This is a genomic window from Streptomyces venetus (genome assembly GCF_039540295.1).
In the GTDB taxonomy this organism is placed as follows: domain Bacteria; phylum Actinomycetota; class Actinomycetes; order Streptomycetales; family Streptomycetaceae; genus Streptomyces; species Streptomyces venetus.
Genome location: NZ_BAABET010000013.1, coordinates 67,485 through 93,110 on the forward strand (window position 1 = coordinate 67,485; position 25,626 = coordinate 93,110).

General features: G+C 69.4%; 20 protein-coding genes. 11 read left to right on the forward strand and 9 right to left on the reverse strand.

The window, feature by feature from the left end; genetic code table 11:
* Positions 1–28 precede the first annotated feature (28 nt).
* Positions 29–1,468: a pyridoxal phosphate-dependent decarboxylase family protein gene (locus ABEA82_RS33900; RefSeq protein ID WP_345665570.1), complete on the reverse strand. Its 1,440-nt coding sequence runs from the start codon at positions 1,466–1,468 to the stop codon at positions 29–31.
* A gap of 173 nt (positions 1,469–1,641) precedes the next feature.
* Between ABEA82_RS33900 and ABEA82_RS33905 the strand changes: the two genes are divergently transcribed.
* Together ABEA82_RS33905 and ABEA82_RS33910 are read left to right on the forward strand one after the other, a co-directional pair.
* Positions 1,642–2,130, forward strand: coding sequence for an Lrp/AsnC family transcriptional regulator (locus ABEA82_RS33905; RefSeq protein WP_345665571.1), 489 nt, complete (start codon positions 1,642–1,644; stop codon positions 2,128–2,130).
* A 62-nt stretch (positions 2,131–2,192) separates the two neighbouring features.
* Positions 2,193–3,008 (forward strand): phosphotransferase, encoded by an 816-nt coding sequence (locus ABEA82_RS33910; protein WP_345665738.1) that lies wholly within the window; start codon positions 2,193–2,195, stop codon positions 3,006–3,008.
* Between the two features lie 84 nt (positions 3,009–3,092).
* On the opposite strand, the gene ABEA82_RS33915 is transcribed toward ABEA82_RS33910, so the two are convergent.
* Positions 3,093–4,544 (reverse strand): amidase, encoded by a 1,452-nt coding sequence (locus tag ABEA82_RS33915; protein ID WP_345665572.1) that lies wholly within the window; start codon positions 4,542–4,544, stop codon positions 3,093–3,095.
* A gap of 190 nt (positions 4,545–4,734) precedes the next feature.
* On the opposite strand from ABEA82_RS33915, the gene ABEA82_RS33920 reads away from it, so the two are divergent.
* Together ABEA82_RS33920 and ABEA82_RS33925 are read left to right on the forward strand one after the other, a co-directional pair.
* Positions 4,735–5,631 (forward strand): aminoglycoside phosphotransferase family protein, encoded by an 897-nt coding sequence (locus ABEA82_RS33920; RefSeq protein ID WP_345665573.1) that lies wholly within the window; start codon positions 4,735–4,737, stop codon positions 5,629–5,631.
* Between the two features lie 533 nt (positions 5,632–6,164).
* Positions 6,165–7,076, forward strand: a complete 912-nt coding sequence (locus tag ABEA82_RS33925; protein WP_345665574.1) for a hypothetical protein — start codon at positions 6,165–6,167, stop codon at positions 7,074–7,076.
* 128 nt (positions 7,077–7,204) lie between these two features.
* Here ABEA82_RS33925 and ABEA82_RS33930 read toward each other — a convergent pair whose 3' ends face one another.
* Positions 7,205–7,822, reverse strand: coding sequence for a hypothetical protein (locus ABEA82_RS33930; protein ID WP_345665575.1), 618 nt, complete (start codon positions 7,820–7,822; stop codon positions 7,205–7,207).
* A gap of 422 nt (positions 7,823–8,244) precedes the next feature.
* Here ABEA82_RS33930 and ABEA82_RS33935 point away from each other — a divergent pair, with 422 nt between their 5' ends.
* A complete protein-coding gene (locus ABEA82_RS33935; protein ID WP_345665576.1) occupies positions 8,245–9,306 on the forward strand; it encodes a fatty acid desaturase family protein in 1,062 nt (353 codons plus the stop codon).
* A gap of 101 nt (positions 9,307–9,407) precedes the next feature.
* Here the strand turns inward: ABEA82_RS33935 and ABEA82_RS33940 are convergent, their stop codons facing one another.
* From ABEA82_RS33940 to ABEA82_RS33950, 3 genes are all read right to left on the reverse strand, one after another.
* Positions 9,408–10,607, reverse strand: a complete 1,200-nt coding sequence (locus ABEA82_RS33940; RefSeq protein WP_425588581.1) for a S8 family peptidase — start codon at positions 10,605–10,607, stop codon at positions 9,408–9,410.
* Positions 10,608–11,169: 562 nt separating this feature from the next.
* Entirely contained in the window at positions 11,170–12,486 is a 1,317-nt protein-coding gene (locus tag ABEA82_RS33945) for a phytase (protein ID WP_345665577.1), read from the reverse strand.
* A 225-nt stretch (positions 12,487–12,711) separates the two neighbouring features.
* Positions 12,712–14,235: a PstS family phosphate ABC transporter substrate-binding protein gene (locus ABEA82_RS33950; protein WP_345665578.1), complete on the reverse strand. Its 1,524-nt coding sequence runs from the start codon at positions 14,233–14,235 to the stop codon at positions 12,712–12,714.
* Between the two features lie 151 nt (positions 14,236–14,386).
* Here ABEA82_RS33950 and ABEA82_RS33955 point away from each other — a divergent pair, with 151 nt between their 5' ends.
* A complete protein-coding gene (locus tag ABEA82_RS33955) occupies positions 14,387–16,498 on the forward strand; it encodes an acyltransferase family protein (RefSeq protein ID WP_345665579.1) in 2,112 nt (703 codons plus the stop codon).
* 7 nt (positions 16,499–16,505) lie between these two features.
* Here the strand turns inward: ABEA82_RS33955 and ABEA82_RS33960 are convergent, their stop codons facing one another.
* A complete protein-coding gene (locus ABEA82_RS33960) occupies positions 16,506–17,759 on the reverse strand; it encodes an MFS transporter (RefSeq protein ID WP_345665580.1) in 1,254 nt (417 codons plus the stop codon).
* Positions 17,760–17,894: 135 nt separating this feature from the next.
* On the opposite strand from ABEA82_RS33960, the gene ABEA82_RS33965 reads away from it, so the two are divergent.
* Positions 17,895–18,812 (forward strand): helix-turn-helix transcriptional regulator, encoded by a 918-nt coding sequence (locus ABEA82_RS33965; RefSeq protein WP_345665581.1) that lies wholly within the window; start codon positions 17,895–17,897, stop codon positions 18,810–18,812.
* A 40-nt stretch (positions 18,813–18,852) separates the two neighbouring features.
* Here the strand turns inward: ABEA82_RS33965 and ABEA82_RS33970 are convergent, their stop codons facing one another.
* Positions 18,853–19,275: an SRPBCC family protein gene (locus ABEA82_RS33970; RefSeq protein WP_345665582.1), complete on the reverse strand. Its 423-nt coding sequence runs from the start codon at positions 19,273–19,275 to the stop codon at positions 18,853–18,855.
* 140 nt (positions 19,276–19,415) lie between these two features.
* Positions 19,416–19,952, reverse strand: a complete 537-nt coding sequence (locus ABEA82_RS33975) for a hypothetical protein (RefSeq protein ID WP_345665583.1) — start codon at positions 19,950–19,952, stop codon at positions 19,416–19,418.
* Between the two features lie 273 nt (positions 19,953–20,225).
* On the opposite strand from ABEA82_RS33975, the gene ABEA82_RS33980 reads away from it, so the two are divergent.
* The 4 genes from ABEA82_RS33980 (at position 20,226) to rph (ending at position 25,574) form a co-directional block, all read left to right on the forward strand.
* Complete coding sequence (locus ABEA82_RS33980; RefSeq protein ID WP_039931701.1) at positions 20,226–20,396, forward strand: hypothetical protein; 171 nt, start codon at positions 20,226–20,228, stop codon at positions 20,394–20,396.
* A gap of 363 nt (positions 20,397–20,759) precedes the next feature.
* Complete coding sequence (locus ABEA82_RS33985) at positions 20,760–21,881, forward strand: FAD-dependent oxidoreductase (protein ID WP_345665584.1); 1,122 nt, start codon at positions 20,760–20,762, stop codon at positions 21,879–21,881.
* Positions 21,882–22,146: 265 nt separating this feature from the next.
* Positions 22,147–22,638 (forward strand): DUF2975 domain-containing protein, encoded by a 492-nt coding sequence (locus ABEA82_RS33990; protein ID WP_345665585.1) that lies wholly within the window; start codon positions 22,147–22,149, stop codon positions 22,636–22,638.
* 341 nt (positions 22,639–22,979) lie between these two features.
* Complete coding sequence (gene rph, locus ABEA82_RS33995; protein ID WP_425588582.1) at positions 22,980–25,574, forward strand: rifamycin-inactivating phosphotransferase; 2,595 nt, start codon at positions 22,980–22,982, stop codon at positions 25,572–25,574.
* The last annotated feature ends 52 nt before the right edge of the window (positions 25,575–25,626 follow it).

A 25,626-nucleotide genomic window follows, 5' to 3' on the forward strand; every position in this document is an offset into this window, starting at 1 on the left:
CGCCACCCGGGTCCAGGGCCGTCGCCGGCTACACGGCGGGGGCGTTCCTGGCTTCGCCAGTGATGATCTTCAAGGCCTCGGTGATGTGGTCGTGGTGGGTGCGGTGGGAGACCACGCAGACGCGCAGGGTGTAGCGGCCGTCGACCACCGTGCTGGAGAGCACGATGCGTTGGTGGCCGTTGATCCGCTCCAGCAGACGGCGGCTCGCCTCGTCGGCCCGCTCGGCGGCGGCCGGGCCGGGGGCAGAGGGACGAATGCGGAAGATCACGGTGGACAGGTCCGGGCGCTGCGGGACCTCCAGTTCCGCGACGCCGGACAGTGTGTCGTGGACCTGTTCGGCCAGGTCGAGCTTCTCGTCCAGAGCCGCGCGGAAGGCGTCCACCCCGTGCAGGTGCAGGGGAAGCCACGCCCGCACACCCCGGATCTCGTGGGTCAGCTCGGGCCCGAGCCGACCGGAGTCCGGGACGCTCCCCGCCGCCCCCATGTCCTGGAGGTAGCTGCCGGTGCCGTCGTGCGCGGCGTGCAGGGCGGTGACGTCGCGGACGACCAGGGCGCCGGTGCCGAACGGCATGAACAGGGTCTTGTGCGGGTCCAGGGTGATCGAATCGGCCTCCTCGAAACCGGTGAGGCGCTCCTCGCCGCGTGCGGTGAGCCGGAAGAAGCCTCCGTAGGCCGCGTCGATGTGGAACCACATGTCCTCTCGGCGGGCCAGGGCGGCCAACTGCGGCAGCGGGTCGATGGTGCCGGTGTCGGTGGTGCCTGCGGTGGCCACCAGCAGGAACGGCCGCAGCCCGGTTTCCCGGTCGGCGCGGATCATCGCGGCGGCGGCGTGAGGGTCCATCCGCAGGTCCGGGGTGTGCGGCACGGTTCGTATGTGAGCCGCGCGGATGCCCGCGAGGCGGGCGGCCTTGGCGACGGAGTGGTGGGCGAAGGCGGTCGTGTAGACAGTGCCGTCTGCGAGTTCCTCGCCGAGCCTGTCGTGGCGGGCGGCGATCGTCGCGGAGAACGTGGCCATCGAGCCGCCGCTCGTCAGCAGGCCGCCGCTGCCCTCCGGCAGGCCGCACACATCGCGGGCCATCCAGCGGATCACGCTCTCCTCCAGCGCGGCGAGGGCCGGGGCCACCGAGGCCAGACCGCCGTAGCGGTTGACGGCACGGTTGTAGAACTCGGCGAGCGCGGCCGCATACAGGCCGCTGCCCGGGATGTAGGCCAGGTGGCCCGGCCCGGCGGTCTCCAAAGCGCAGTCGGCGGCCTCATCCAGGCGTGCGAGCAGAGCCTTGATGTCGCCGCCCTGGTCGGGCGGTGGTGCCAGGAAGGACTCCACGAGCTCGGCCTCGGCCCGCGGAGACAGGGGGCTGGTCGCGGGGCGTGCCGCGAGGTTCTCAGTGCGGTCGACGACACGGTCCAGGACGAGGCGGCCCATTTCGGTCATCGTGGCGCGGTCGGGTTCCAGGGGGAAATGGCGCATGAGGCAATCCGAAAGATGTGAGGGGGTGGCAGTGCGTGTGTCCGGCGTCCGGCGTCCGGCCGGAGCATGTGACCAAGATGCGCCACCAAGTGCGGCATAGGATGGCGTATCCAGTAGCCAGTCGGGCCCGGAGCGCAGGATTGTTCGTCGGTCTGGCCGTTACGCTGCATTTCATGCCACGACCTTTGTACGACCGCATCGACCGGTCGATCCTTGACCATCTTCAGCGCCACGGACGCACCCCCAACGTCGACCTCGCCGACGCCGTACGGCTGTCGCCCTCGTCCTGCCTGCGGCGCACCAAGGCTCTGGAGGAGGACGGAGTCCTGGCCGGCTACCGGGCCGATCTGGACCGTGAGCGCCTCGGCCTCGGGCTGACGGTGTTTCTCTCCCTCAAGGTCGAGCACTCTCGCACCACCTCCCAGGTGGTCGAAGAGGCACTCAAGGCGATCGAGCATGTGGTCGCTTGCCACGTGGTCTCCGGTGACGCCGACTTCTTCGTCGAACTCGCCGTGCCGGACCTGCGCACCTTCGAGAGAGTGCTCACCGACCAGATTTTGGCCATCGGCCCTGTCCGCGACGCCCGCAGCACCTTCTGCATCCGCACCGTCATCGACCGCGGCCCGCTCCCCCTCACCTCCTGGCCTGCCCCACGCCCATGACCGCCCACACCTCGCTTCGGGACTGTTCCGAGCTCGGCCGACCTGACGGTAGCGTGATCGACATGACGGCTGGTGGCGAGGCAGCAGGGGGCGAAGCCCTGGTCGGGGGCATGGTGAACGCGGGCGCGGTCTTCCGCCACGGTGTCCTGGTGGAACGCCCAGCGCCGCGCACCGCACGCGCCCTGCACGCCCATCTCCTCGCGCTCGCGGAACACGGGTTCGACGCGGCTCCCAGGCCTGTCCGTCTCACCGAAGACGGCCGCGAGCAGCTGACCTTCATCCCCGGCGACGTCCCTCTGCCACCGTTTCCGCACTGGGCCATGACCGAGACCGCGCTGAGATCGGTGGGAAGCCTGCTGCGGCGTCTGCACGACGCCAGCGCGGCCATCGCGGTCGACGGGGGTGTCGATTGGCCCCGATCCCTGGCCGACCCGGCGGGAGGAACGACGCTGTGCCACAACGATGTGTGCCCGGAGAACGTCGTCTTCCGCGACGGCTGTGCCGCAGCACTGATCGATTTCGACCTGGCAGCCCCTGGCCGGGCAGTATGGGACGTTGCCATGACCGCCCGCTACTGGGTTCCCATGCTCGATCCCAGATCCGCGGCCGGTATCTATCCCGCAGGGCTGGACGCCCCGAGACGACTGCGGATCCTCGCCGACGGCTACGGCCTCTCCCCACAGGACCGCGCTGAACTCCCCGGCGTCATCGAACAGGCCACCGCGTCCTGCCGGGCCTTCGTCGCTGACCGAGTGGCCGACGGTGACCCTGTCTACACCCGGGCACTGTCCGAACGCGGTGGCTGGCAGCGTTGGGACCGTATCCAGGAGTGGCTGGTGACTCACCATGAGATGTTCACGGCTGCGCTGCTCAGATGATGGGCCCTGTCGTTCGCTGGCGGCAACGCTGCACGGTGGCACGACGCCCGTGGGCCGCCTCGGCGGATACCCAGGCAGTACGCCCTACCGCGGCGCCTGGAAGCCGCCGATCTCGTGCTCGAGCAGTTCGGCCAGCCGAAGCGGAGTGCGATCCTCGAACATCGGGCCGATGAGCTGCACTCCCACCGGCAGGCCCTCGGGGGACCGGCCCGCGGGCACGGCGGTGGCGGGCAGGCCGGGCATGGTGGCCACACCGGCCCAGACGAGCTGGTCGAAGTACGGGTACTCGACGCCGTCGATGTCGATCCGGCGTTCCAGCGGATCGGGGTTGTGGTCGTGTGGGAACGCGGGAGTGGGCGTGATGGGACACACCACGGCGTCGAACTCGGCGAACAGCTGCCGCCAGCCATGGCGGTGAAGCTCGCGACGGTTGTTCGCCTCCATCCAGTCGCGGTGGCTGAACACCATGGCGCGCAGCCGCGCCGCGTCGAGGCTCTGGTCGTCCGAGCTCAGTCCGGCGGCGCGGGTCCGCAACTGCTCGTAGGAGTCGACGGGAAAGCGCGCAACGGTGCTCGAAAACAGCAACTGCGTGTACAGCGTCGCGGATTCGGTCAGATCGGGCAGCAGCGGACTGTGCCGTTCGACACGGGCGCCGCCGCTGACGAGGGCGTCGGCCACCCGGTTCACCCCCGCGCGCACAGCGGACCCGTTCGGAATGAGCGGATGCTCGTCGACGACCAGGACCCGGAAGTCGCCGAGCCGCTCGTGGCGCGCGGGCGGCAACGCCACGTTGTGCGCCACACCGAGCGTCAGCGGGTCCGGTCCGGCCATGACGTCGAGGAGGAGCGTGAGGTCGCGGGCACTGCGCGCCATCGGACCGACGACGGCGAGGTCGAGGTCGACCGGCAATGGCGGTGCCGGCGGCGCGACCATGCCGCGGGGTGCCGCCAGTCCGAGTGTCGGCTTGTGCGCGTAGATGCCGCAGAAATGCGCGGGGGTGCGCAGCGAACCGGCGAGGTCGGAGCCGATGGACAGCGCGCCGAATCCGGACGCCAAAGCCGCCGCTGATCCGCCGGAGGATCCGCCCGGCGTGCGATCGTGATCCCACGGATTGTTCGTGGTGCCGTAGATCTCGTTGAAGCTCTGGATGTCCTGCAGCCCCAAGGGCACATTGGTCTTGCCGAGCACCACCGCGCCCGCGGCCTTGAGCCGCGACACCTGTACGGCGTCCTCGGCCGGCACGTAGTCCCGGTGTTGTGGCATACCCCAAGTCGTGGGCATACCGGTGATGTTGTAGGACTCCTTGGCCGTCACCGGAATGCCGAGCAGCGGCCTGTCCTCACCGTGGGCGCGCGCCTGGTCGGCGCGGCGCGCGGCGGCCCGTGCACGGTCGAAGTCCGGCACACAGATGGCGTTGATCGCCTTGTCGTCCCGCTCGATACGGGCGATCGCCTCGTCGGTCAGTTCTGCCGAGGTCACTTCACCGGCGCGCAGGGCGGCCGTGATTTTCTCGGCCGTCGCAAAAATCTGCTCCATGGATCGGACCGTATCGGCCCCCGGAGGAGGGCAAAAAATGTCGCTTCGCACAACCGGTTGGATGTCTCCATACTCATGGCTTCGCCCGCGGCCGCGGGCCCAACCGAGTCGGTGATGCCAGAGGCATCACAGCGTGATGTTCCGGATTGCGAGAGCCGTTCCGCTCGCCGCCTCAGTACTGTGACGTCGCATGACCGACACCGAGATCGAGATCACTGCAGACCTGGTGCGCGACCTGCTGGAGGAGCAACATCCAGATCTTGCAGGGCTGGCCATCCGCGAAGTGGCGGGTGGCTGGGGCAACCAAATGTGGCGTCTCGGGGACGAGTTGGCCGTGCGCATGCAGCGCATGGACCCCACCCCGGAGCTCCAGCTCAACGAGCGGCGGTGGCTGCCCGTGCTGGCTCCGCGCCTTCCGCTCCCGGTGCCGACTCCGGTGCGGTTCGGCGAACCGTCCGAGCGCTTCCCCAAGCACTGGACCGTGATGACGTGGGTTCCAGGCGAGCCGCTGGACCTCTGCTCGATCAGCCGCGGTGCCCACGCGGCCGACACGCTGGCCGGCTTCCTCCGGGCGCTGCATGTGGAGGCGCCCGCCGAGGCGCCGATCGCTACGGACCGCGGTGCGCATCCCAGGGACTGCACGGACGGCTTCGAGAACTTCTTCCAGGCCGTTGTCCCCGGCGGCATCGCTGCCGACGTCCGAGCCGTCTGGGACGACGCGGTTGCGGCCGACGCGTGGCAGGGCCCGCCGGTGTGGGTGCATGGCGACCTCCATCCCGCGAACGTCGTCGTCTCGGACGGAACGCTCTCGGGCATCGTCGACTTCGGCAGCATGTTCGCCGGCGACCCGGCGTGGGACCTCGCCGCCGCATGGGTGCTGCTACCCGCGGGCACGGCTGCACGGTTCTTCGACGTGTACGCGTGTGCAGACGAGTCGGCGATCCGGCGTGCCCGCGGGCTGGCCGCGATGAAGAGCCTCTTCCTGATGCTCATGGGGCAGAACGGAGATCGGGGTCTTCCCGGCGGCAAGCCGAACTGGGGACCTGTTGGCTGTGCGGCGCTTGATCGTGTTCTGAGGGGCGTTTGATCCGCGGTTCTTCGAACTTGTCTCGATCTTGGTTGAGGGCTGTGCGGCAGTCCGCCTTCGCTGGTTCATCGATCACCACGCGTGGTGGGGGTGGGGTATGCGAAGCACCGTCCTGGCCCGCGCGATCAAGCTCGAGCCGGAGCCGGTCGCGGCCGTGGTCGAAGTGGGCTACCTGCGGAGGCGGGCGATGCGGCCGGTGTCGTCGGACATGGATGAATGGTCACAGCCTTGCAGCCGGACATGGCGGGCGCCGGGTAGGAGCCGGGCCGCGCGCTCGGCCTGGTCCGCGGAGTCAGAAGGTCGCGGGTACCTCAGGCGACCGGCGCCGGCGGCCACGCCTGCCCGACTTGCGACGCTGACACCAGGTGTTGACTGAAACGTCAACTCATCACGCCTGAAACACAGTTGTCGCACCTCCCTCTGATTGGCAAACTCACCTCGCCGACAGAAACACGCGGACAAGCGTGCGAACGCGCGCGCGGAAGCATCGCGTCGGTGGACGGACTTACGTCATCTCACCAGGGGGAACATTCGTGAATCTCAGCCTGCCCAGACGCGTCCTGGCCCGTGCCACCGCCACCCTCGCGCTGGCGCTGGCCATGGCCACCGGCACCACCGGACTGCTCTCCGGCGCCGAAGCGCACGCGCTGCCGGTCACCCAGGGCTCCTTCAGCTTTGGCGGCGACGAGGACGACTACATCAGCGGCGGCCGGTCCTACGCCTACGCGACGGCGTCCCAGGACCGCATGAGCGTCTCCGGCAACTCCGACAACAGGGTGGTCACCGTCTCCGTCGACGGAGCGAACGGCGACTGGTGGACCCTGGACCTCGCGGCGCCGTCCGGCAAGGCCCTGACACCCGGGACCTACACGGGGGCCACCCGCTACCCGTTCAACGACGGGACCGAACCGGGCCTGTCCCTCAGCGGCAACGGCCGCGGTTGCAACCAGCTCACCGGCACCTTCACCGTGTCCGCAGTGGAGTTCGGCCCTCAGGGCTACGTGAAGAAGCTCGACGCCACCTTCGTGCAGCACTGCGAGGGAGGCACCCCGGCCGCGCGCGGCGAGGTCCACATCGAGAACCCGGCCCCGCCGGCCGAACTCGGCCTGGGCCTCGACATCGCCCTGGACGGCACCGCGAGCTCCCTCAACGGCAAGGCCGCCTTCCACGGCACGGTGAGCTGCAACAAGCCGGTGCAGGTGACTGTGGCGGGCGACGTCACGCAGGTGAAGAAGCGGGACCTCATCCGCGGTTCCTTCTCCACGTCGGTGTCCTGCACCCCCGGCGCCCCGGTCGCCTGGAAGGGTACGGCCGTGCCCACCGGCTCGGTCCCCTTCCAGAAGGGGGACGTCGAGGTCGAGGGCCGCGCGACGGCGACGGACCCGGACTACGACCAGCCGGTATCGGTCAGCGAGACGGTGGCGGTCCGTCTCACCCGGGTCTGACGCCCACGTCCTGACGCACAGCCACACCGTCCGGCCCGGGCCATGTTCCTCTCGAGGAGCGGGGCCCGGGCACCCCTGCTCCGGTCAGACCCAACGGCTCCGGTCGGGCCCCGTGCTTCAGGCTGCGGTCAGGACCCGTCGCACTGGGGTGCGTCCCGCGCCGACAAGTTCCATGCCTCCGAGCTCACCAGGTTGGGCCGCACTGACGGCCCCCAGGCGTCCATGCGCGCCAGGGCCCCACCGCTGTTCCGGATCCAGGCCTTGTTCATCGGGTCCATGAACTCAAGCCGGAGCTGGGCCAGGTCCCCCTCCGTCAGACTCACCGACGGCTGCTCCACGGCCATGGAGTCGAGCAGTGCCTTGTTGGGGACGGCGATCTGCTTGCAGGGCTGGAGGAGATCCAGGTCCCATCTCACCTTGTTCGCGGGGAGCGTGAGCCGCATCGCCATGACGCGGGAGCTTCCGTTCACCACGATCACCTCCGAGCCCATCCGGTAGAAGTCGACGAGATTCGCGTACGCCTTCTCCCGGTCCTCCTTCGACCGGCGCTCCTCCGCGGCCGCCCGCTGCTCCGCCTTCTGCGCGCGCTGGTCCTCCTTGCCGGCGTACAGCTCGGCCCGAATGCCGAGGACGAGCCCGACCAGCGCCGCCACCACCGTGACGGCGCCGACCGTGAACCGTCCGAGGTCCAGCACGGTGACGCGGTACGGGCCGGTGCCGGAGTTCTCGGGGGCGTCCGCGTCCACGGCTGGTGCGGACTCCGGCTCCGATGAGGTCTGCGCTGCGGCGGGTCCCGTTTCGGGCCATGACACGTTCTCCGGTGTGCTGCTGCCGTCACCGGTCCCGGACGTCTGCGCGAGGGCGGCAGGCGGACCGGCGCAGGCACTCGCTCCTCCCTCGGGCTCCGACGGACTCGCTGCACCTTGATGTGGGGCCATGGGGACAAGAATGCCCAGACTTCGCTGCTTTGGGAGGTAGTTGCCTGAGATGGTCCGGGTGGGGCCGCCGGCCTGCCCGGCCACCGACCAGCGCATCGGCTCGATCTCCAGAGGCATGCCGCCGACCGTGAACTGCGTTTTCCCCCTGGTCAGGGGTGGGGCTAGCTACACCCCCGTTCAGGGGGCGGACGCCATTCTGCCACCGGAGAAGTGGTTGGACACTGAGGCCCATGACCAATCCTGTGGTGCTTCCCGTGGACCAGCCGATGCAAGGAGAACGAAAGGAGCGACGCAGTGGGAGTGACTTCTCGGAATTGTCACGACGTATAACCGAGGCCGGGCTTCTACGGCGTCGTCCGCTGTATTATTCGGTGCGTTTCGGGCTGGTCGCTTTCGCTCTGGCGGGGTGCGTCGGCGCGTTCGTCGCTCTGGGGGACAGCTGGAGTCAGTTGTTCGTCGCCGTCGCCCTGGCTGTGGTCTTCGGCCAACTCGGGCTGGCTGCCCACGATCTGGCCCACCAACAGGTCTTCTCCCGTCGGCGACCCAGTGAGATGGGTGGGTTGCTGGTGGCGGACCTGCTGCTGGGCATGAGTTACGGGTGGTGGATGAACAAGCACACCCGGCACCATGCGAACCCCAATCACGAAGGCAAGGACCCGGACGTCGCGCCGGACATTCTCGTGTGGTCACGTCGGCAGGCGCGCAACGCCAGAGGGCTGCCGCGTTTCGTCGGAAAGCACCAGGCCGCGCTCTTCTTTCCGCTGCTGACCCTGGAAGGATTGAACCTCAGCTTCAACAGTTTCCGGGCCCTGAGGAATCCGTCGACGAAAAGGCCGGTCCTCGAGGGCACGCTGCTCCTTGCCCACTTTCTGGTGTATCTCGGCGGCTTGTTCGCGGTCCTCTCCCCCGCCAAGGCGCTCGTTTTCCTCGCTGTCCACCAGGGCCTGTTCGGGATCTACCTCGGTTCGGTGTTCGCGCCCAACCACAAGGGGATGCCCATGATCGAGGAGGGGACCCGGCTGGACTTCCTGCGCCGCCAGGTCCTCACCTCGCGCAACGTCCGGGGAGGCGTACTGGTCGACATCTTCATGGGCGGGCTCAACTACCAGATCGAACACCACCTCTTCCCCAGCATGCCGACTCCGGCGCTGGCCAAGGCGCAGGTCATCACCGAACGGTACTGCGCTGAGCTGGGCGTCCCCTACCACCAAGCCGGACTGATCGACTCGCACCGGGCGGCACTGCGCCACCTCAGGAGCGTCGGTGAGCCACTGCGCGCCGCGGAACGCTGACCCGGCCAGGGCAACCGTCCACCATGGGCGCCGACCGCGCACAACGGCCGGCGCCCGCCGTGCCTCGTCAGGACAGCACAGCGGACGCCGGTCACGCATGACTACTCGACGACCCTCAACAGCTTGTTCGCGGTGCCCTGCGAGGGGTTGGAGATCTTGCCGGCGGTGGCTCCGTCGGTGAGAGCCTTGGCGACCTGCTCCGGCGTGGCGTCCTTGTGGCCCGCCAGGTAGACGGCCGCGGCGCCTACGACGTGCGGCGTGGCCATGGAGGTTCCCGAGATGGTCTTGGTGCCTTCATCGCTGTCGTTCCATGCGGAGGTCACATCTGTGCCGGGGGCGTACACGTCCACGACCGAGCCGAAGTTGGAGAAGTCGGACTGCTTGTCGTCCTTGGTCGAGGAGGCGACGGTGATGGCTTCCCTGACGCGGGCCGGGGAGCCTTGCCCGGCGTCCGAGGAGTCATTGCCGGCGGCGACGCCGAACGTGACACCGGCCGCGACGGCCTTCTTGACGGCTTCGTCGAGGGCCGGGTCCGCGCCACCGCCCAAGCTCATGTTCGCGACGGACGGGCCTCGATGGTTCTTGGTGACCCAGTCGATGCCCGCGATGACCTGCTCGGTGGTTCCGGAGCCGTTGTCGTCGAGCACTCGAACGGCGACGATCTTCGCCTTCTTGGCGACACCGTGGGCCGCGCCGGCGATGGTGCCGGCGACATGGGTGCCGTGCCCGTTGCCGTCACCGGCGTCGCCGTCGTTGTCCACGGCGTCGAAACCGGAGGCGGCCCGCCCCTGGAAGTCCTTGTGCGAAACCCGCACGCCGGTGTCGATGACGTACGCGGTCACGCCTTCACCCGCGGTGTCGGGATAGGTGTACTTGCTGTCGCCGGCCGTGTCCGCCTGGTCCAGGCGGTCGAGGCCCCAGGAGGGCGGGTTGTCCTGAGTGGCTGTGATGCTGAACTTCTTGACCTGGACAACCTTGGAGACGGACGGGTCGGCGGCGAGGCGCTTGGCTTCGGCCGACGAGAGGTCGGTGACGGAGAAGCCGTTGAGGGCTGCCGTGTACGTGCGCTGGAGCTTGCCGCCGTATTCCTCGGCAAGCGCGGGCTTGTTCACCTTCTCGTCCAGCGTGACGACGAAGCTGCCCGGCACGGCTCCCTTGGCGCCGAGGCCGTATACGGTGCCCGCGGTCGAAGCGGGTTCGGGAACCATCTGTGCGTGTGCCGTCCCGAGGGTCGTCAGGGTTATGACGACGGTCGTGGCGGTGAGGAGCTGCATTCTGCGTGTGAATGCGCGAGCCGGCATGTGAGGGTTCTCCTCGTCAGGTTTGTGGGGGGTGTGGGAGTTCGGACCGAACCTGTGTCGGGTCCGCCACGAACCTGACGCATTGACGTGCCCAGATCAATACCTTGATGCCGATCAGCGCAGTACCAGCAGGTCAGCTGTGCACGAACCGGCCACCCTCTCCGACCCGTTCCTTCATCACGCGCTTGCGGCTCATGCGGATTTTGTGTTGAGGGTATGTGCCCATGCGCCCGGCACAGATGTGGTCTCGGGAAATCTGGGTAGGCACGGTCGGTTTCACAGCAAGCGATTGCGGGCCCGCACTCAGCCGAGCCTGGAATTCGCAGCAGACCGCGCCCCGCAGCAAGAACCAGGCCGATTCGTTACCCCGATCTGCCGCTCCCGCGCGATGCCGACGACTTCAGCTGTTCGGCGCCCCACATAGGTGAAGTGAGAGGCGATTGGAGCACCCCGTCGTCATCGTGCGGCGCGTCGGCGTGCGGAGCCGGCCTGGTCCAGCGCCGGCGCCGCACGCGGTGCGGCCCGCAGGGCCGGCGATTCCTCGTCGCGGGCCCTGCGGGGCTCAGAGGTCGGCTGCCTCCACCACATCGCCCAGGTCGACGAACTTGAAGCCGGTCGCGGTACGCGTGCCGCCCTCGCCGTCAGGGACGTCAGGGGTCTCGTGACCGTCCTGGACAACAAGCAGGCCGTTCGGGTAGTCGCTGCCGAGCGGGGCGTTCAGGACGGCGGCGCCGTCGCACTCCTCAGAACCGTCGAGGGTCGCCGAGGCCGCGCCGACACGGAAGCCGCCCTCGTACTCGTTGTCCTCGCTCACCTCACGGTCGTACAGGGCGAAGGTGTCGTCGCCCTGGCTGGAGGCGAAGAGGTAGCCGTCGCCGTCCGACTGCTGGAAGAGCGTCAGGCCCTCGACGTCCGCGGCCAGCCGTTCACCCCCGTAGCCGGGGTCGGCGCCGAGCGTGCACTCCTCGGTAGCCTCGTCGTAGACGCCGGGGACGCCGTACTCGCGGACCTTGTCCACGAGGACCGGCTTGATGGTGAGGTCGGCGCGCATCCGCCAGATGCCGATGTCCTCCTGGCCGGCGTAGAGCGTGCCGGTGGTCGGGTCCACCACCATGCCCTCGACCTGCGGGAGCTCGCCGGGTTCCGCGCAGGGGGACCATGTGGTGCCGTTCGGGAGGCGGAAGGACGCCGGCAGGTCGAGGCTGCGGACCTTGCGGTACGTGACGGTGCCGCTCGCGGTCGGTTTCAGCTCCACCAGCGCGAGGCTGGTCCGCTCCCGCCGGCTCACCAGGGCGTAAGTGCGACCGGTGGACTTGTCCTGCCAGGTGGCGAGGCCGTAGGCGGTGCGCTGGTCGTTGATCTCGCTCTGGTCGGTGGAGAAGACCGGGGCGGCGGCCGGGTCGGTGATGTCGGTCAGTGGGGCGCCGGGCTTCGACGGGTCGATGCGGTAGATCCGCAGCCGGTCGTTGCCGCGGTCGCTGACCACGGCGACATCGGCCCGGCCGGTGGAGGTGCGCAGACCGGTCACGAGATCGACGTTGTTGTACCGGCCCGGTGCGTCGTCCTCGGCGGGCGGGCGGGGAGCGGGGAGCGACTGCACCAGGCCGGCGTCCAGGTCGTACACGCGCAGGCCGCCCTCCTTGGCGGTCGCGATGACGAGACTGCGGCCGGGGTCGGCCGCGTTGCGCCAGATCGCCGGGTCGTCGGCGTCGGAGTTGCCGCCCGCCTCGTCGTCGTAGAGGGCGGGGGTCTCGCTGACGGGTGTGACCGTCGGCAGGCTCCCGTCGTCGGCCCCGGCCTGGGCGGAGGGCAGGAGGGCGAGCACGGTGGTGGCCAGGGCGAGGGCGGCGGTTCTGTACGGAGTGCGGTGCGTTGTCACAAGCACTTCCTTTGTCGATGTCGAGGACATGCCGATGGTGCGGCGAGAACTTTGCGCGCAGGAGACGGTGTCCTGTACACGTGATCGCAGAAGAGGCGTTTGCACGTCAACTTCCGTTCAGCTCAGAGCAGTAGGGGGCAGTTCGGCACGTGTGGCAAAGGCGCCGGCCGTTTCGCGTACACGGATCGATGCCGGATCAGGCGTCCGGCAGGAAGGGCCGAGGCATCACCGGCACTGCTCCGGCTCCCGCAGGCACGGCAGGTGTCCCTTGCCTCGGATGACGTTCTGGCTGGTGGATTCGTCGAGGTAGGCGAGGAATCCGGCGGCCAGGGAACCGGGGCGAGGGGGGCCGTAGGTGTAGGCGTACTCGATGTCCTTGTACGGGTAGGGGCCGGCGCCCAGGTCGATGTGCCGGTCGTCGGGCCAGTCGCCCGCCAGGGGCACCGCGTTCACCTTGCCGCCTCGCTGCCTGGCGAGGCCGACCTCGCTGTAGCCGAGGGCGCCGGGCCGTTCCTCGATCTTGTTCAGTACGGCTGTGGTCGAGGCGAGTTCGCAGCGTGTGACGGTGTCAGCGGCCCGTGCGGGCGGCCTGCAGTCCAATGACGTGCTGGGCGCCTGCTCCCACCCCTTGAGCACGCGGTCCTGGAAGATCTGCCGCGTACCCGACTCGTCCCCGCGGCTGACCAGGACGATCGGCAGGTCTGCGATCTCCTTCCTGCCGGGGACGACCTGGCCCCAGCGTTGGTACCTGCCCGCATAGATGTCCCGCACCTGTTGAAGGGTCAGGCCGTGCGGGCCGAGGTCGAGATCCTTGTGGGCCACGAGAGTGAAGAAGGAGAGCGCGACCTGCTTCCCCGCCAGGTCCCAGCGCTCCCCCATCGGTCCGTCCGAGAAGGCGATCACGGACCGGGCGGCGTTCGCCGACCGCTCACCCAGCTCCGCGAGTTCGGACACACCGTCCTCGCTGCCCCGCGCCTCGACCGAGATGTCGGCGCCCTGGCACTTGTTCTCGTACTGCTCGGCCAGCGTCCGGACGACGGGTTCGAAGGCGGTCGAGCCCGTCAGGGTCAACTCGCCCTGCTCGCACCCGATCGGGTTGCCGACGCGCAGCACGATGATGCCAGCGAGGGCGAGCACGGCGAGGGCCAGTCCGCCGCTGAGCAGCCGGGCCGGGAGACTGAACGTGCGCAGCTTCTCGTCCGGCTTGGGGGCGCTGTTGCGGTGGACCCGGCCGTCCCGGAGGCCGCCGATCAGCTTGACCTCCCCTTCGGCCGGGCCGCCGGAGAGCAGTACCAGCAGCTTGAAGTGGTCGCCGGGATTCAGGGGGACGCGCGGGATGGTCACCGTGCTGCCGACGTGTTCGAACCCGTTGGCGCTGGTGAAGTGACTGTTCAGGTGTTCGATGCCCGACGGCTGGGTGACCGCGACGGCCTGGACCGTTCGGCCGGTGAACTCGGCGGTCAGACCGTGGACTTCGGACGAGGTGTAGTCATTGTCGGCGACGCTCTGCGATCCGTCGTTCTCGATGCGCAGCAGCACGAGAGACGCGTCGGCCATGTTCGGAACGTCGAAGTCGCCGAGGCGAGGGTTGGACGATCCGTCGCCTATGGGGCTGTCCATCTGTACGCGGTAGCCGATCAGCTTGCGGCGTGGCACCCGGCGGTCGTACAGGAACATCGCGATGGGCACGAGCAGACCGAGGACGGACGTGCCGATGGCGATGACGTTCTCGATGCTCAGCCACTCCACTGGTGGTCCCCCGCCACTCCCAGAGCTCAGATGGTGGGGTCACCGTAAGTCCGCCCGAACGGCCCGTCAGGTCTCTGACCCCAATGTTCGCTCTACGTTCAACTGACCCGGTCAGCATGGGGCGTCCGCCCCTCCGAGGAGTCATTCCCTGATGTCCAGCATCATGTCCGCCGAGGTACGTCCCGTCCCGGTGGCCGGCAGACCCGTACCCCACCGAGGCCACGCCCTGCGTCTCGACATCCAGGGGTTGCGCGCGGTCGCCGTCGGGCTGGTGGTGCTCTCCCACGCCGGCGTGTCCCAGGTCAGCGGCGGTTACATCGGTGTCGACGTCTTCTTCGTGATATCCGGCTTCCTCATCACCTCGCTGCTGCTGCGCGAACTCGCCACCACCGGCCGGGTGTCGGTCCGTGCCTTCTACGCCCGCCGGGTACTGCGGCTGCTGCCCGCGTCGTCCCTGGTCATCGCTGTCACGCTGGGTGGGGCGTGGCTGTTCCTGTCGAAGGCGCGGCTCGCCGAGTACGCGGGCGACGCCCTCGCCAGTGCGCTGTACGCGGTCAACGTGCGGCTGGCGGCGGCCGGTACGGACTATCTCGCCCAGAACAGCCCGCCGTCTCCGTTCCAGCACTTCTGGTCGCTCGCCGTGGAGGAGCAGTTCTACCTGGTGTGGCCGCTGCTCCTGCTGCTCACCTGGCGGATCGCCCGCGGTCGGCGCCGACTGGTCGCGGTGCCGCTCGGGATTCTGTGCCTGGGGTCGTTCGCGGCGGGCCTTCTGGTGACGAACTCCGCTGCGTCCTGGGCGTACTTCGGCTCCCTCACCCGCGCCTGGGAACTGGGCGCCGGTGCGCTCCTGGCGCTGGGCGCAGGACGGCTGAAGCGGCTGCCCGCCGCCCTCGCGGCCCCCCTGACCTGGCTGGGCCTGGCCTGCGTCGTGCTGGCAGCGGTCCGCTACGACGACGCGACGCCTTTCCCCGGCTACCACGCTCTCCTGCCGGTCGCCGGTACCGCGCTCGTCATGGCCGGCGGCAGCGCGCCCACCCCGCACGGCGCGAGGTGGCTGCTGGAGCGGCGATCCCTGGTGTGGCTCGGCGGACTGTCGTACGGCTGGTACCTGTGGCACTGGCCGCTCCTGGTCATGGCCCCGGCGGCGCTGGGCCGCGCCGACGGCACGGCCGGCGTGCCGCTCGCGCTCGGGCTGTCCGCGGCGGCTCTGGGCCTGGCGTGGCTGACCCTGCGCCTCGTCGAGAACCCGGTCCGCTTCCACCGGGCCTTCCGCAGGCGCCCCCGCCGCGCCCTGGTTCTCGGGGCCGGACTGTCGGCCGGGGCCTCGGCGCTGTCCCTGACGGCGACGGCGGTCCCGCCGACGATCGAGGTCGGCGGCCCCGCGCCCGCGCTGGCGCAGGCTCTCTCCCACGCACCGGCCCCGAGGGCCCGCCTCACCGGATTCCTGACCTCGTCGCCCACCGCCCTGCCGAGCAACCTCGCCCCGCCCCTGCAGAAGGTGAAGTCCTCCCGCTCCGCGGTCTACCGGGACGGCTGCCACGTCGACGAAGCCGCCACCCGCGCCCGGCCCTGCGTCTACGGCAACCGGTCGTCCTCCCGCACCGTCGTCCTCTTCGGCGACTCCCACGCTGCCCAGTGGTTCCCGGCCCTGCGACGGATCGCGACCGCCCGCGGCTGGAAGCTGGTCTCGTTGACGAAGGCCTCGTGCAAGGTCGCAGACGTGACCATCATCAGCGGCCACAAGCCGTACACCGCCTGCGACACATGGCGCTCCGACGCCATGGCACGGATCAAGGCTCTGCGTCCCGCGCTGGTCGTCGTCTCCTCCTCGGACGCCGGAGACCCGGCCCGCCCCGCCGCCGACCCCCTCAACCAGTGGACGACCGGCTTCGAGCACACCTTCCACGACGTGAGCGCCTCCGGTGCCCGGGTCGCCGCCCTGCTCGACACCCCATGGCCCAAGGGGGATCCCATCGACTGCGCCGCCAGGAACTCGTCGCAACTACGCGCCTGCGCGAACCACTTGCCGGATGCGACCCGCGACGCGGTCCGGGGCGCCGCCATCCGCACCGCCGCATCCACGACGGCCACCGCAGTCATCGACCCCACCCCTTGGCTGTGCGCCCCCCGCACCGGCATCTGCCCTGTGGTCGTCGCCAACAGCGCCGTCTACCGCGACGACAGCCACCTCTCAGAGGCGTACGCCGAGGCGCTCGCCCCGGTTCTGGCGCCGTCGCTTGATCGCCTCGTGGGGGCGCATTGAACATCGGTCAGGGGTGGCTCAGGCGGCTTGCTGCGGAGCGGTGACGCCGGGTGAGGGCGATGGCGGTGGTCGGGATCAGGGTGAGGGCGGAGACGGCGGTGCCGACCACGGCAGGGCCGGTGCTGCCGAGCGGGGTGTCAAGGGTGAGGCCGGCGAGCCAGGAGCCGATGGCGGTGCCGAGGTTGAACGCGGAGACGGTCAGGGCCGAGGCCAGGGCGGGTGCCTGGCGTGCGAATCGGACGGCCAGGGACATCAGCACCGGGTTGGCGCCGAGGCCGAAGAAGCCCAGCAGGGCGACCAGGATGATGGTGGGCACCGCGTAGCCGGCCAGCACGGAGATCGCGAGCAGCAGGAGGGTTGCTCCCGCTGCGGCCACGAGGGTCACGGTGTGCGGGCGGCGGTCGCCCAGCCGGCCTCCGACGAGCGAGCCGGCCAGGGCACCGAGGCCGAAGCCGACCAGGACCAGCGGCACGATCCCGGACGCGAGCCCCGACCGGTCGGTCAGCAGCGGCGAGATGTAGGAGTACGCCGCCAGGACACCGCCGGTCGTGGTGGCGCAGGCCGCCAGCACCAGCCACAGACGGCCGGAGCGCAGAGCGGTCAGCTCGGACCGGATCGACACGGCCTGCTGGTCGCCACCGTCGTGGGGAACGGTACGGGCGATCAGCACGACGGCCGCGGCGGCGAGGACCGCCAGCACCCAGAACGGTCCGCGCCAGCCCATGAGCTGTCCGGCGAACGCGCCCAGCGGCACACCGACGACGTTGGCGAGCATGGCTCCGGCGCCGACGATGCCCAGCGCGCGGGAACTGGCGGCAGGGCCCGCGGCGCGTGCGGCGGCCACGTTGGCCACCGCCCAGAACGCGCCCGTGGCGATCGCGGTCAGGAACCGTGCCGCCAGGACCAGAGTGAAGTTCGAGCCGAGGGCGACGATGACGTGCCCGGCGGCGAAGACGCCCAGGGCGAGCATCAGCGTCAGCCGCTTGGGCAGCCGCAGCGTGAGCATCGCCATCAGCGGCGCGCCGACGATCATTCCGACCGCGAAGACGGTGATCATCAGTCCGGTCCGGGCGACGCTGACCTGGAGGTCGCCCGCGATCTCCGGCAGCAGACCGGCGACGACGAACTCAGTGGTGCCCATCAGGAACGTGCCGAGCGCGAGCACGTACACGACGAGCGGCAGCCGGGCGGACGGAGGCTGGGGGTCTTCAGCCCGTACGGTCTCGGCAGGAGCGTGGAGGGTTACTCCTCGCGTACTCAAGGTTCATCTCCCTGGAGGTCGTGATCGGGGTACGTCACCCAGGGAACAAGCCGCCCCACGCTTGAGGAAGGTCGCGTTTATGGGGGGTACAAACTCGACCTCCCTCTGTGCGAGCAGGTGGTTACCGTGGAGGACATGGACCCGAGCCCCGACGACCGCACCGATCACCGCACGCAGATCCGTGATTTCCTCGCCAGCCGCCGCGCGAAGATCCCCCCGGAGCAGGCCGGGCTGCCCACCAGCGGCCGGCGCCGGGTGCCCGGGCTGCGGCGCGAGGAGGTCGCCGTGCTGGCCGGGGTGAGCACCGAGTGGTACACCCGCCTGGAGAAAGGCCACATCAGCGGCGTCTCCGAGGACGTGCTCGCCGCGGTCGCCCAGGCCCTTCAGCTGGACGAGGACGAACGTACCTACCTGTTCGACCTGGCCCGCGCGGCCCGGCCCGCCAGCCGCACACCGTCGCGCCGCAAGGATGTCGCGGTCCCGCCCCGCGTCCAGTGGCTGCTCGACTCCATGACGCTGTCCTCCGCCTTCGTGCGCAACGGCCGCCAGGACGTCATCGCCAGCAACCCTCTGGCCCGCGCCCTGCACGCGCCGGTCTTCGAAAGCGAGACCACCGGCCAGCACGGCCGGCCCAACATCGCCCGCTACATCTTCCTCGATCCGGGCGCCCGGCGGTTCTTCGTCGACTGGGACGCCGCCGCCGTCGCCACCGCCGCGCTGCTGCGCGCGGAAGCCGGACGCGAGCCGCACGACCGGTCCCTGCGCGGACTCATCGGTGAGCTGTCCACGCTCAGTCCCGACTTCCGCAGCCAATGGGCCGCGCACGACGTCCGCATCCGCCACGACGGCGTCAAACGGCTGCGGCACCCCGAGGTCGGCGACCTGGAGCTGACCTACCAGTCCCTGGACCTGCCCTTGTCCCACCGGGCCATGCACGACCTGACCCTCTACACCGCCGAACCGGGCACCACCTCCGAAGACCGGCTCAAGCTCCTCGCCAGCCTGGCAGTCACTCCCGTCCAGGCGACGGAGTCCACCGACCAGCCGCGCTGAACGGCGCCGTCATCGCTCGCGCGCCGTGGACAGAACGTGGCTACACGGTCTTCAGGGGTTCCTTGAAGGACTTGCGGAACACCGGCCCGGCGAAGGGAATGATCGGTGAGAGCATTTTCGCCTTGAACGAGCTGGGATGCCGTTCGAGTTCGACGTCGACGCGGGTGCCGTCGTCCGTGGGCGTCATCTGGAAACTCCACCCACCAGACCCGAAGGGCGTCGAGTCGTGCGTGGTGACGGTGACCCTGTTCTGTGACGGGTCCCATTCATAGCGTGCGTGCTCCCACGACTTGTCGTTCCCCTCAGTTACCTCAGCCCAGGTCTCGCCCCGTTCATGGACCTGGAAGTGCTCGGCGTCGATGGAAGGCCACTGCTCGACTCGTGAGGGGCTGAAGTTGGTCAGTACCCCCATCACCTCTGAGGGGCTCATCGAGGAGTTCACATGGAAATGCAGGGAGGGCATGATCTGCTCCTGGGTTCTGGAAGGCGGAAGCGGAAAGGCCCCGTCTCTCAGCATGCGCCTCGGACTGCTCCTGCGCACGGGCATGCCCTTGCCGCACCGAGCGCTGTTCGACAGCGAGTTCCGTGCACCCTACGGCCGCACTAATGGATCAGAGAATTCGCCAAGATGATCACTAGGCCGATCAGCATGTCGAGGGCACCTGCCAGACACGAGGACGGCCATCCGTGCCCAGCGGTGCGGGCGGCCCAAGTGCCCAGGGCGAACAGCGCGGTGGTGTTGAACAGCAAGGCCGCGTCTGCGGCTGCCTCCTCCGTCCACCACCCTGCTACCGAGGCAAGCAGCAGCCCCACCGTGGGCAGCACGGCGACGACCAGTGGCCACTCGGTGAGCACCGACCGCAGTCTGCTCGTGGTGGCTGCCCCGTCACCGGACGCACGCTGGGCGATCACGTGCGCGTACCCATGGGCGGCACTGGACGCCAGCGCGGTGAGCAGCAGCCACAGTGTGTCCGCACCGGGGTCGGCTTCCTCGCCCCCGGCGTCCAGCGCGGCCACCAGGGCGCTGGCCAGCACCAGTCCGTAGATGCCGCTGAACAGCCACTGCTCAGGTGGCTGACGCCGCACGACTGCCCTTGGCGCGACGCCGTCGGGGCCGCCACTGTCAGCGCGGTCGGGCATCGCATCGCCTCGTGCGGGAAGGGGGCTGGGTCCGCACATGCTCACCCGCCTGACGTCATGGAACACGACGCCACGCGGGTGAGCGTCAATCTTGCGCCCGAACAGGGGGCTGGGCGCCATGCCGGTAACGGCCGGCCGGGCGCTCCCCGCTCGCGGGGTGAACGGTGGTGACGAAACTGGGCCCAGTTCCCGCAAGAAGAGTGAAGAAACCAGGTAGATCGGCTGTATGTTCTCCGAATCGACGGGCACGAGGACCGACGGAGGTTGATAACTATGGTTCCCCTGCTTCTCGTCCTGCTTCTGGCGCTGGTCCTCTTCGGTGCGGGCTTCGCGCTGAAGGCACTGTGGTGGCTCGCCGTCATCGTGCTGGTCGTCTGGCTGCTGGGCTTCGTGATGCGCAGCGCGGGCACAGGCGGCCGCAAGGGCCGCTGGTATCGCTGGTAACCCACTCATCAGCAGTCAGTCTGTGGGCCCCGGGGGCACCCGGGGCCCACAGGTGTGTGCGACTACGCGGTGGCCACCATCGACGCCGCCGGGTGTGGTGACGGCCCCGGTCCGCCGTCGAGCCGTCGATGGGCGGGCGCGCGCGGACCTCCGCCGGGCGAGCCAGTCCCACCTGCGTACGCCTTCAGCGGCGGCATCTGATGGGGAGGCCTTCCCCGCTGACCGGACCACGCAGAACGAGCTGTGTCGGTGCCCTGTCGGGGGATGTCGGTCGGATGTCGGTGACTCGTCAGCGGGGGCTGGCACCTTTCCGGAGACGGCCGGCCGGAACGCACCGGGCGGCCCGATTCCGAAGGAGCCACCATGCACACCCCAGTCACCATCATCGGCGCCGGCCTCGGCGGACTCACGCTCGCCCGCGTCCTGCACATACACGGGATCCCGGTCACGGTCTACGAGTCGGAGTCCTCCCCCTCGGCACGCGCGCAGGGCGGATTGCTCGACATCCACGACTACAACGGGCAGCTCGCGCTCAAGGCCGCCGGGCTGATGGACGAGTTCCACGCCATCGTTCTGGAGGGGCGACAGGCGCTGCGGGTCCTCGACCGGGACGGGACCGTCCTGCTCGACCAAGCCGACGACGGCACAGGCGGACGCCCCGAGGTACAGCGCGGCGACCTGCGACAGGTGCTGCTCGACTCACTCCCGGCGGGCACCGTGCGGTGGGGGCACAAAGTCAGCCGCACCCGTGCCCTCGGGGAGGGGCGCCACGAGGTGACGTTCGCCGACGGCGGCACCGTCGTCACCAGTCTGCTGGTCGGCGCGGACGGCGCGTGGTCGCGGGTCCGGCCGCTGCTGTCGACCGCCACCCCCGAGTACATCGGTAAGTCGGTTGTCGAGACCTACCTGTTCGACGCCGGCACGCGGCACCCGGCGGCCGCGAAAGCGGTCGGCGGCGGGATGATGATCGCGCCTTCGCCGGGCAGGGAGATCTTCGCTCACCGGGAGAAGGACGACACTCTGCACGCCTACCTGGGGCTGTCCGGGCCGCAGGAATGGTTCGCCGCCATCGACTTCGCCGATGCCGCCTCAGCCACCGCGCGGATCGCGGAGGAATTCGACGGCTGGGCGCCGGAGCTCACCGCTCTGATCACCGACAGCGACGTCGCGCCCGTTCTGCGCCCCCTCTACGCTCTGCCGCCCGGGCACCGGTGGGAGCGGGTGCCGGGGGTGACGCTGCTCGGCGACGCCGCCCATCTCTCGGCTCCCAACGGCGAGGGCGCCAACCTGGCCATGCTCGACGGCGCCGAACTCGGTGAAGCCCTCGCCGCGCACCCCGACGACGTCGAGACGGCGCTCACCGAGTACGAGCAGGCCATGTTCCCCCGCAGCGCCGAGACCGCCACCGACGAGATGCCCGGGATCGACTCCGTCGACAACACGGCCCACGGTCTGATCGACTTGGCCGCCGAGAAGGGCCGGTGAGCCGCTCGATCCCGAACCTGACGCCCTCCTTAGCGCCCTCCGGGCCGCCTGAGCGCCTGAGCGCCTACAGGACTCATGGAGACGTCGCCTTCTGAGCGATCGCCCTGCGAGGCCGTCCGGGCTTCGCAGGGCCTCCTCAATCCGTCCTGAGCATCTCAGCAGCCCGTGCGCCTGCCCCGAGCATGAAGCCTCCGTCGCGTGCGACTCTTGCTTGGTCTATCGAAATTCGATAGATTCCCATCGCGAGTCGATTGAAGGATGGCCCATGGGAAAGCTGACAGTGCGTGCGCTGCGCGCCGTGCTCGTGGTGGTGCTCGTCGGCACCGTGTTCGTACAGGCATCGATGGTGTGGGCGTTGGTCAGTGGGAACGACCCGGAGGACGGATCGCTCCCACTGACCCCGCTGCGCGTGATCACGATCCTGGGCATGGCGTCGGTCCAGGTCACCGTGGTCTGCGTAGGGCGACTGGTGGCGATGGTGCGACGCGGAACCGTGTTCTCCCACGCCGCCTTCCGGTACGTGGACGGCGTGATCGGCGCGATCGTGACGGCAGCCCTCATGTGGTTCGCGGTCACCATCCTCAACGCGCCGGGCCAGCGGGACGATCCGGGTGTCACCGTCATCATGGGCGGCATCGGCGTGGCCATCCTGGGAGTCGCGCTCATCGTGCTCGTGCTGCGGATGCTGCTCGCCCAGGCCGTCGCGCGGGACGTCGAAGCGGCGGAGATGCAGGCCGAGTTGGACGACGTGATCTGATGCCGATCGCCGTCGGCCCCAACGTGACGGGGTCCGGCGGTCGTGCCGGAGTCGACATCGACAGAGCTCGGCCAGGCACCGGATCCGGTTGGACGCGGCCAAAAGACAAAGGCAAGGAGAGACCTCTCCTTGCCTCTCTCAACGTATAGCGCGCCGGGGGGCTTGCCGCAAGGCCCGGGTCGTCGCGCAGAATCCTCCGCCGAGGCCGCAACCGACGGAAAGTGGGGGCACGACGTGCGTGTGTCGTTGTCGACGCATGGGCGACGCGGTGACGTCGAACCAGTGATGAGGGCAACCGGTGCAGGGCGATCGAGCACGGCCGGCACGGAGGTGGCGCAGTGATGGACCGGTACGTGTTGGATCTTCAGGAGATCGACGAGACGCAGGTCGCGGTCGTCGGCGGCAAGGGTGCGCATCTGGGCGGGCTGTCGGGGATCGAGGGCGTCCACGTGCCGGGGGGCTTTTGCGTGACGACGGCCGCCTTCCGGCGGATCATGGCGGAAGCCCCGTCGGTCGACGATCTGCTCGACCGGCTCTCGCGCTTGAACCCGGATGACCGGCAGGAGATCCGCACGCTCAGCGCGCGGCTCCGCCGGGCCGTCGAGGCGGTTGCCATCCCGGACGATCTGGCGGCGGCGATCACCCGGGCACTCGCCCGGTTCGGTGAGCAAGCCGCTTACGCCGTCCGGTCCAGCGCGACGGCAGAGGACCTGCCGACGGCCTCGTTCGCCGGCCAGCAGGACACGTACCTGAACATCGTGGGATCGACGGCGATCCTCCGGCACGTCAGCCGGTGCTGGGCCTCGCTGTTCACCGAACGGGCCGTGACCTACCGTCAGAGGAACGGCATCGACCACCGCGCTGTTCATATGGCCGTCGTCGTGCAGCGGATGGTCCTCCCCCGTGCGGCCGGCATCCTGTTCACGGCCGACCCGGTGACGGGCAACCGGAAGGTCGCCACCGTGGACGCCGGCTTCGGGCTCGGCGAGGCCCTGGTCTCCGGCCTGGTGAACCCGGACGTCTTCAAGGTGCGAGGCGGCGAAGTCGTCGCCAAGGCGATCGCCGCCAAACAGCGTGCCGTCCATGCCCTGCCGGCGGGCGGGACCCAGGAAGTGGCGGTCGACTCACGGCGGCAGGAGCAGCCCGCGCTGACGGATACGCAGGTCGTGCAGCTCGTGCAACTCGGACGGCGGATCGAAGCGCACTTCGGCCGTCCGCAGGACATCGAATGGTGCCTGGCCGAGGACGGCTTCCAGATCGTTCAGAGCCGGCCGATCACGACGCTGTTCCCCATCCCGGAAACCGGCGATCAGGAGAATCACGTCTACGTCTCCGTCGGTCACCAGCAGATGATGACCGACCCCATGAAGCCCCTGGGGCTCTCCATGTGGCAGCTGACGGCCATGGCGCCGATGCACCAGGCCGGCGGGAGGCTGTTCGTCGACGTCACCCGGCGCCTGGCCTCACCCGCGAGCCGGGCCGGCCTCCTGGACGTCGTGGGCAGGGGCGACCCGTTGGTCAGGGACGCTCTGGAGACGGTCCTCGAACTCGACGATTTCGTCCCGGCTCTCCCGGACGCGGATCCGGGCGGGCCGCCGGTCGGCACCGCGCCCACCTCGATCGAAACCGATCCGGCCATCGTCACCGAGCTGATCGAACGCAACGAGGCGTCCGTCGCCGCCCTGGAACGCGACATCCGGACGAAGTCCGGACCCGCGCTGTTCGACTTCCTGCTGGAGGCCTTCGACGAGCACAAGCGCGTCCTCAGTGACCCTCTGAGCATGCAGGTGATCATGGCCGGGATGCAGGCCACCTGGTGGCTCAACGACAAGCTGCATGCATGGCTGGGCGAGAAGAACGCGGCTGACACACTCACGCTGTCCGCTCCCGACAACATCACGTCGGAAATGGGTCTGGCGCTGCTGGACGTCGCGGACGTGATCCGCCCTCATCCGGACGTGGTGGCGTTCCTGCAAAGCGTCGAGGACGAAGGCTTCCTGGACGAGCTGGCGAAGCTCGCGGGCGGGACCGAGGCACGCGACGCCATCGAGGCCTACCTCGACCGGTACGGCATGCGCTGCGTCGGCGAGATCGACATCACGAGGCCCCGTTGGCGCGAGCGCCCCACCACGCTCGTGCCCGTGATCCTCGACAACGTCAGGAACTTCGAGCCGGGCGCCGCCGGCCGACGCTTCGAACAAGGGCGTGAGAAGGCGCAGCAGAAAGAACAGGACGTGCTGGCACGCTTGCGGGCCCTGCCGGACGGTGACCGGAAGGCCGACGAGACCAAGCGGATGATCGACCGGGTCAGGACCTTTATCGGGTACCGCGAATACCCGAAGTACGGCATCGTCAGGCGCTATTTCGTGTACAAGCAGGCCTTGCTGAGGGAAGCCGAGCGCCTCGTGCAGGCCGACGTGCTTCCTGAGAAGGAGGACATCTTCTACCTCACGTTCCAGGAGCTCCACGACGTGGTGCGCTCACACCGGGTGGATGACGAACTCATCCGGCAGCGTAAGGACGCGTTCCGGTCGTACCAGGCGCTCACACCGCCCCGGGTCCTCACGTCGGAGGGTGAGGCCGTCACGGGGTCGTACCGGCGCGACGACGTGCCGGCCGGCGCCCTGGCCGGCCTTCCCGTTTCCGCCGGGACCGTCGAAGGAAGGGCGCGGGTCATCCTCGACATGGCGGATGCTGATCTTGAAGCGGGCGACATCCTGGTCACGGCCTACACGGATCCCAGCTGGTCGCCCTTGTTCGTCGGGATCACCGGCCTGGTGACGGAGGTGGGCGGCCTGATGACCCATGGCGCGGTGATCGCCCGGGAGTACGGTCTGCCGGCCGTCGTGGGCGTGGAGCAGGCCACCCGGCTGATCCGGGACGGGCAGCGGATCCGCGTGCACGGAACGGACGGGTACGTCGAGATCCTGGCTTAGGGATCCTGGTCCGGCCGTTGGGCACGTCTCCCCCGGCGAAGAGGCGGGCTCG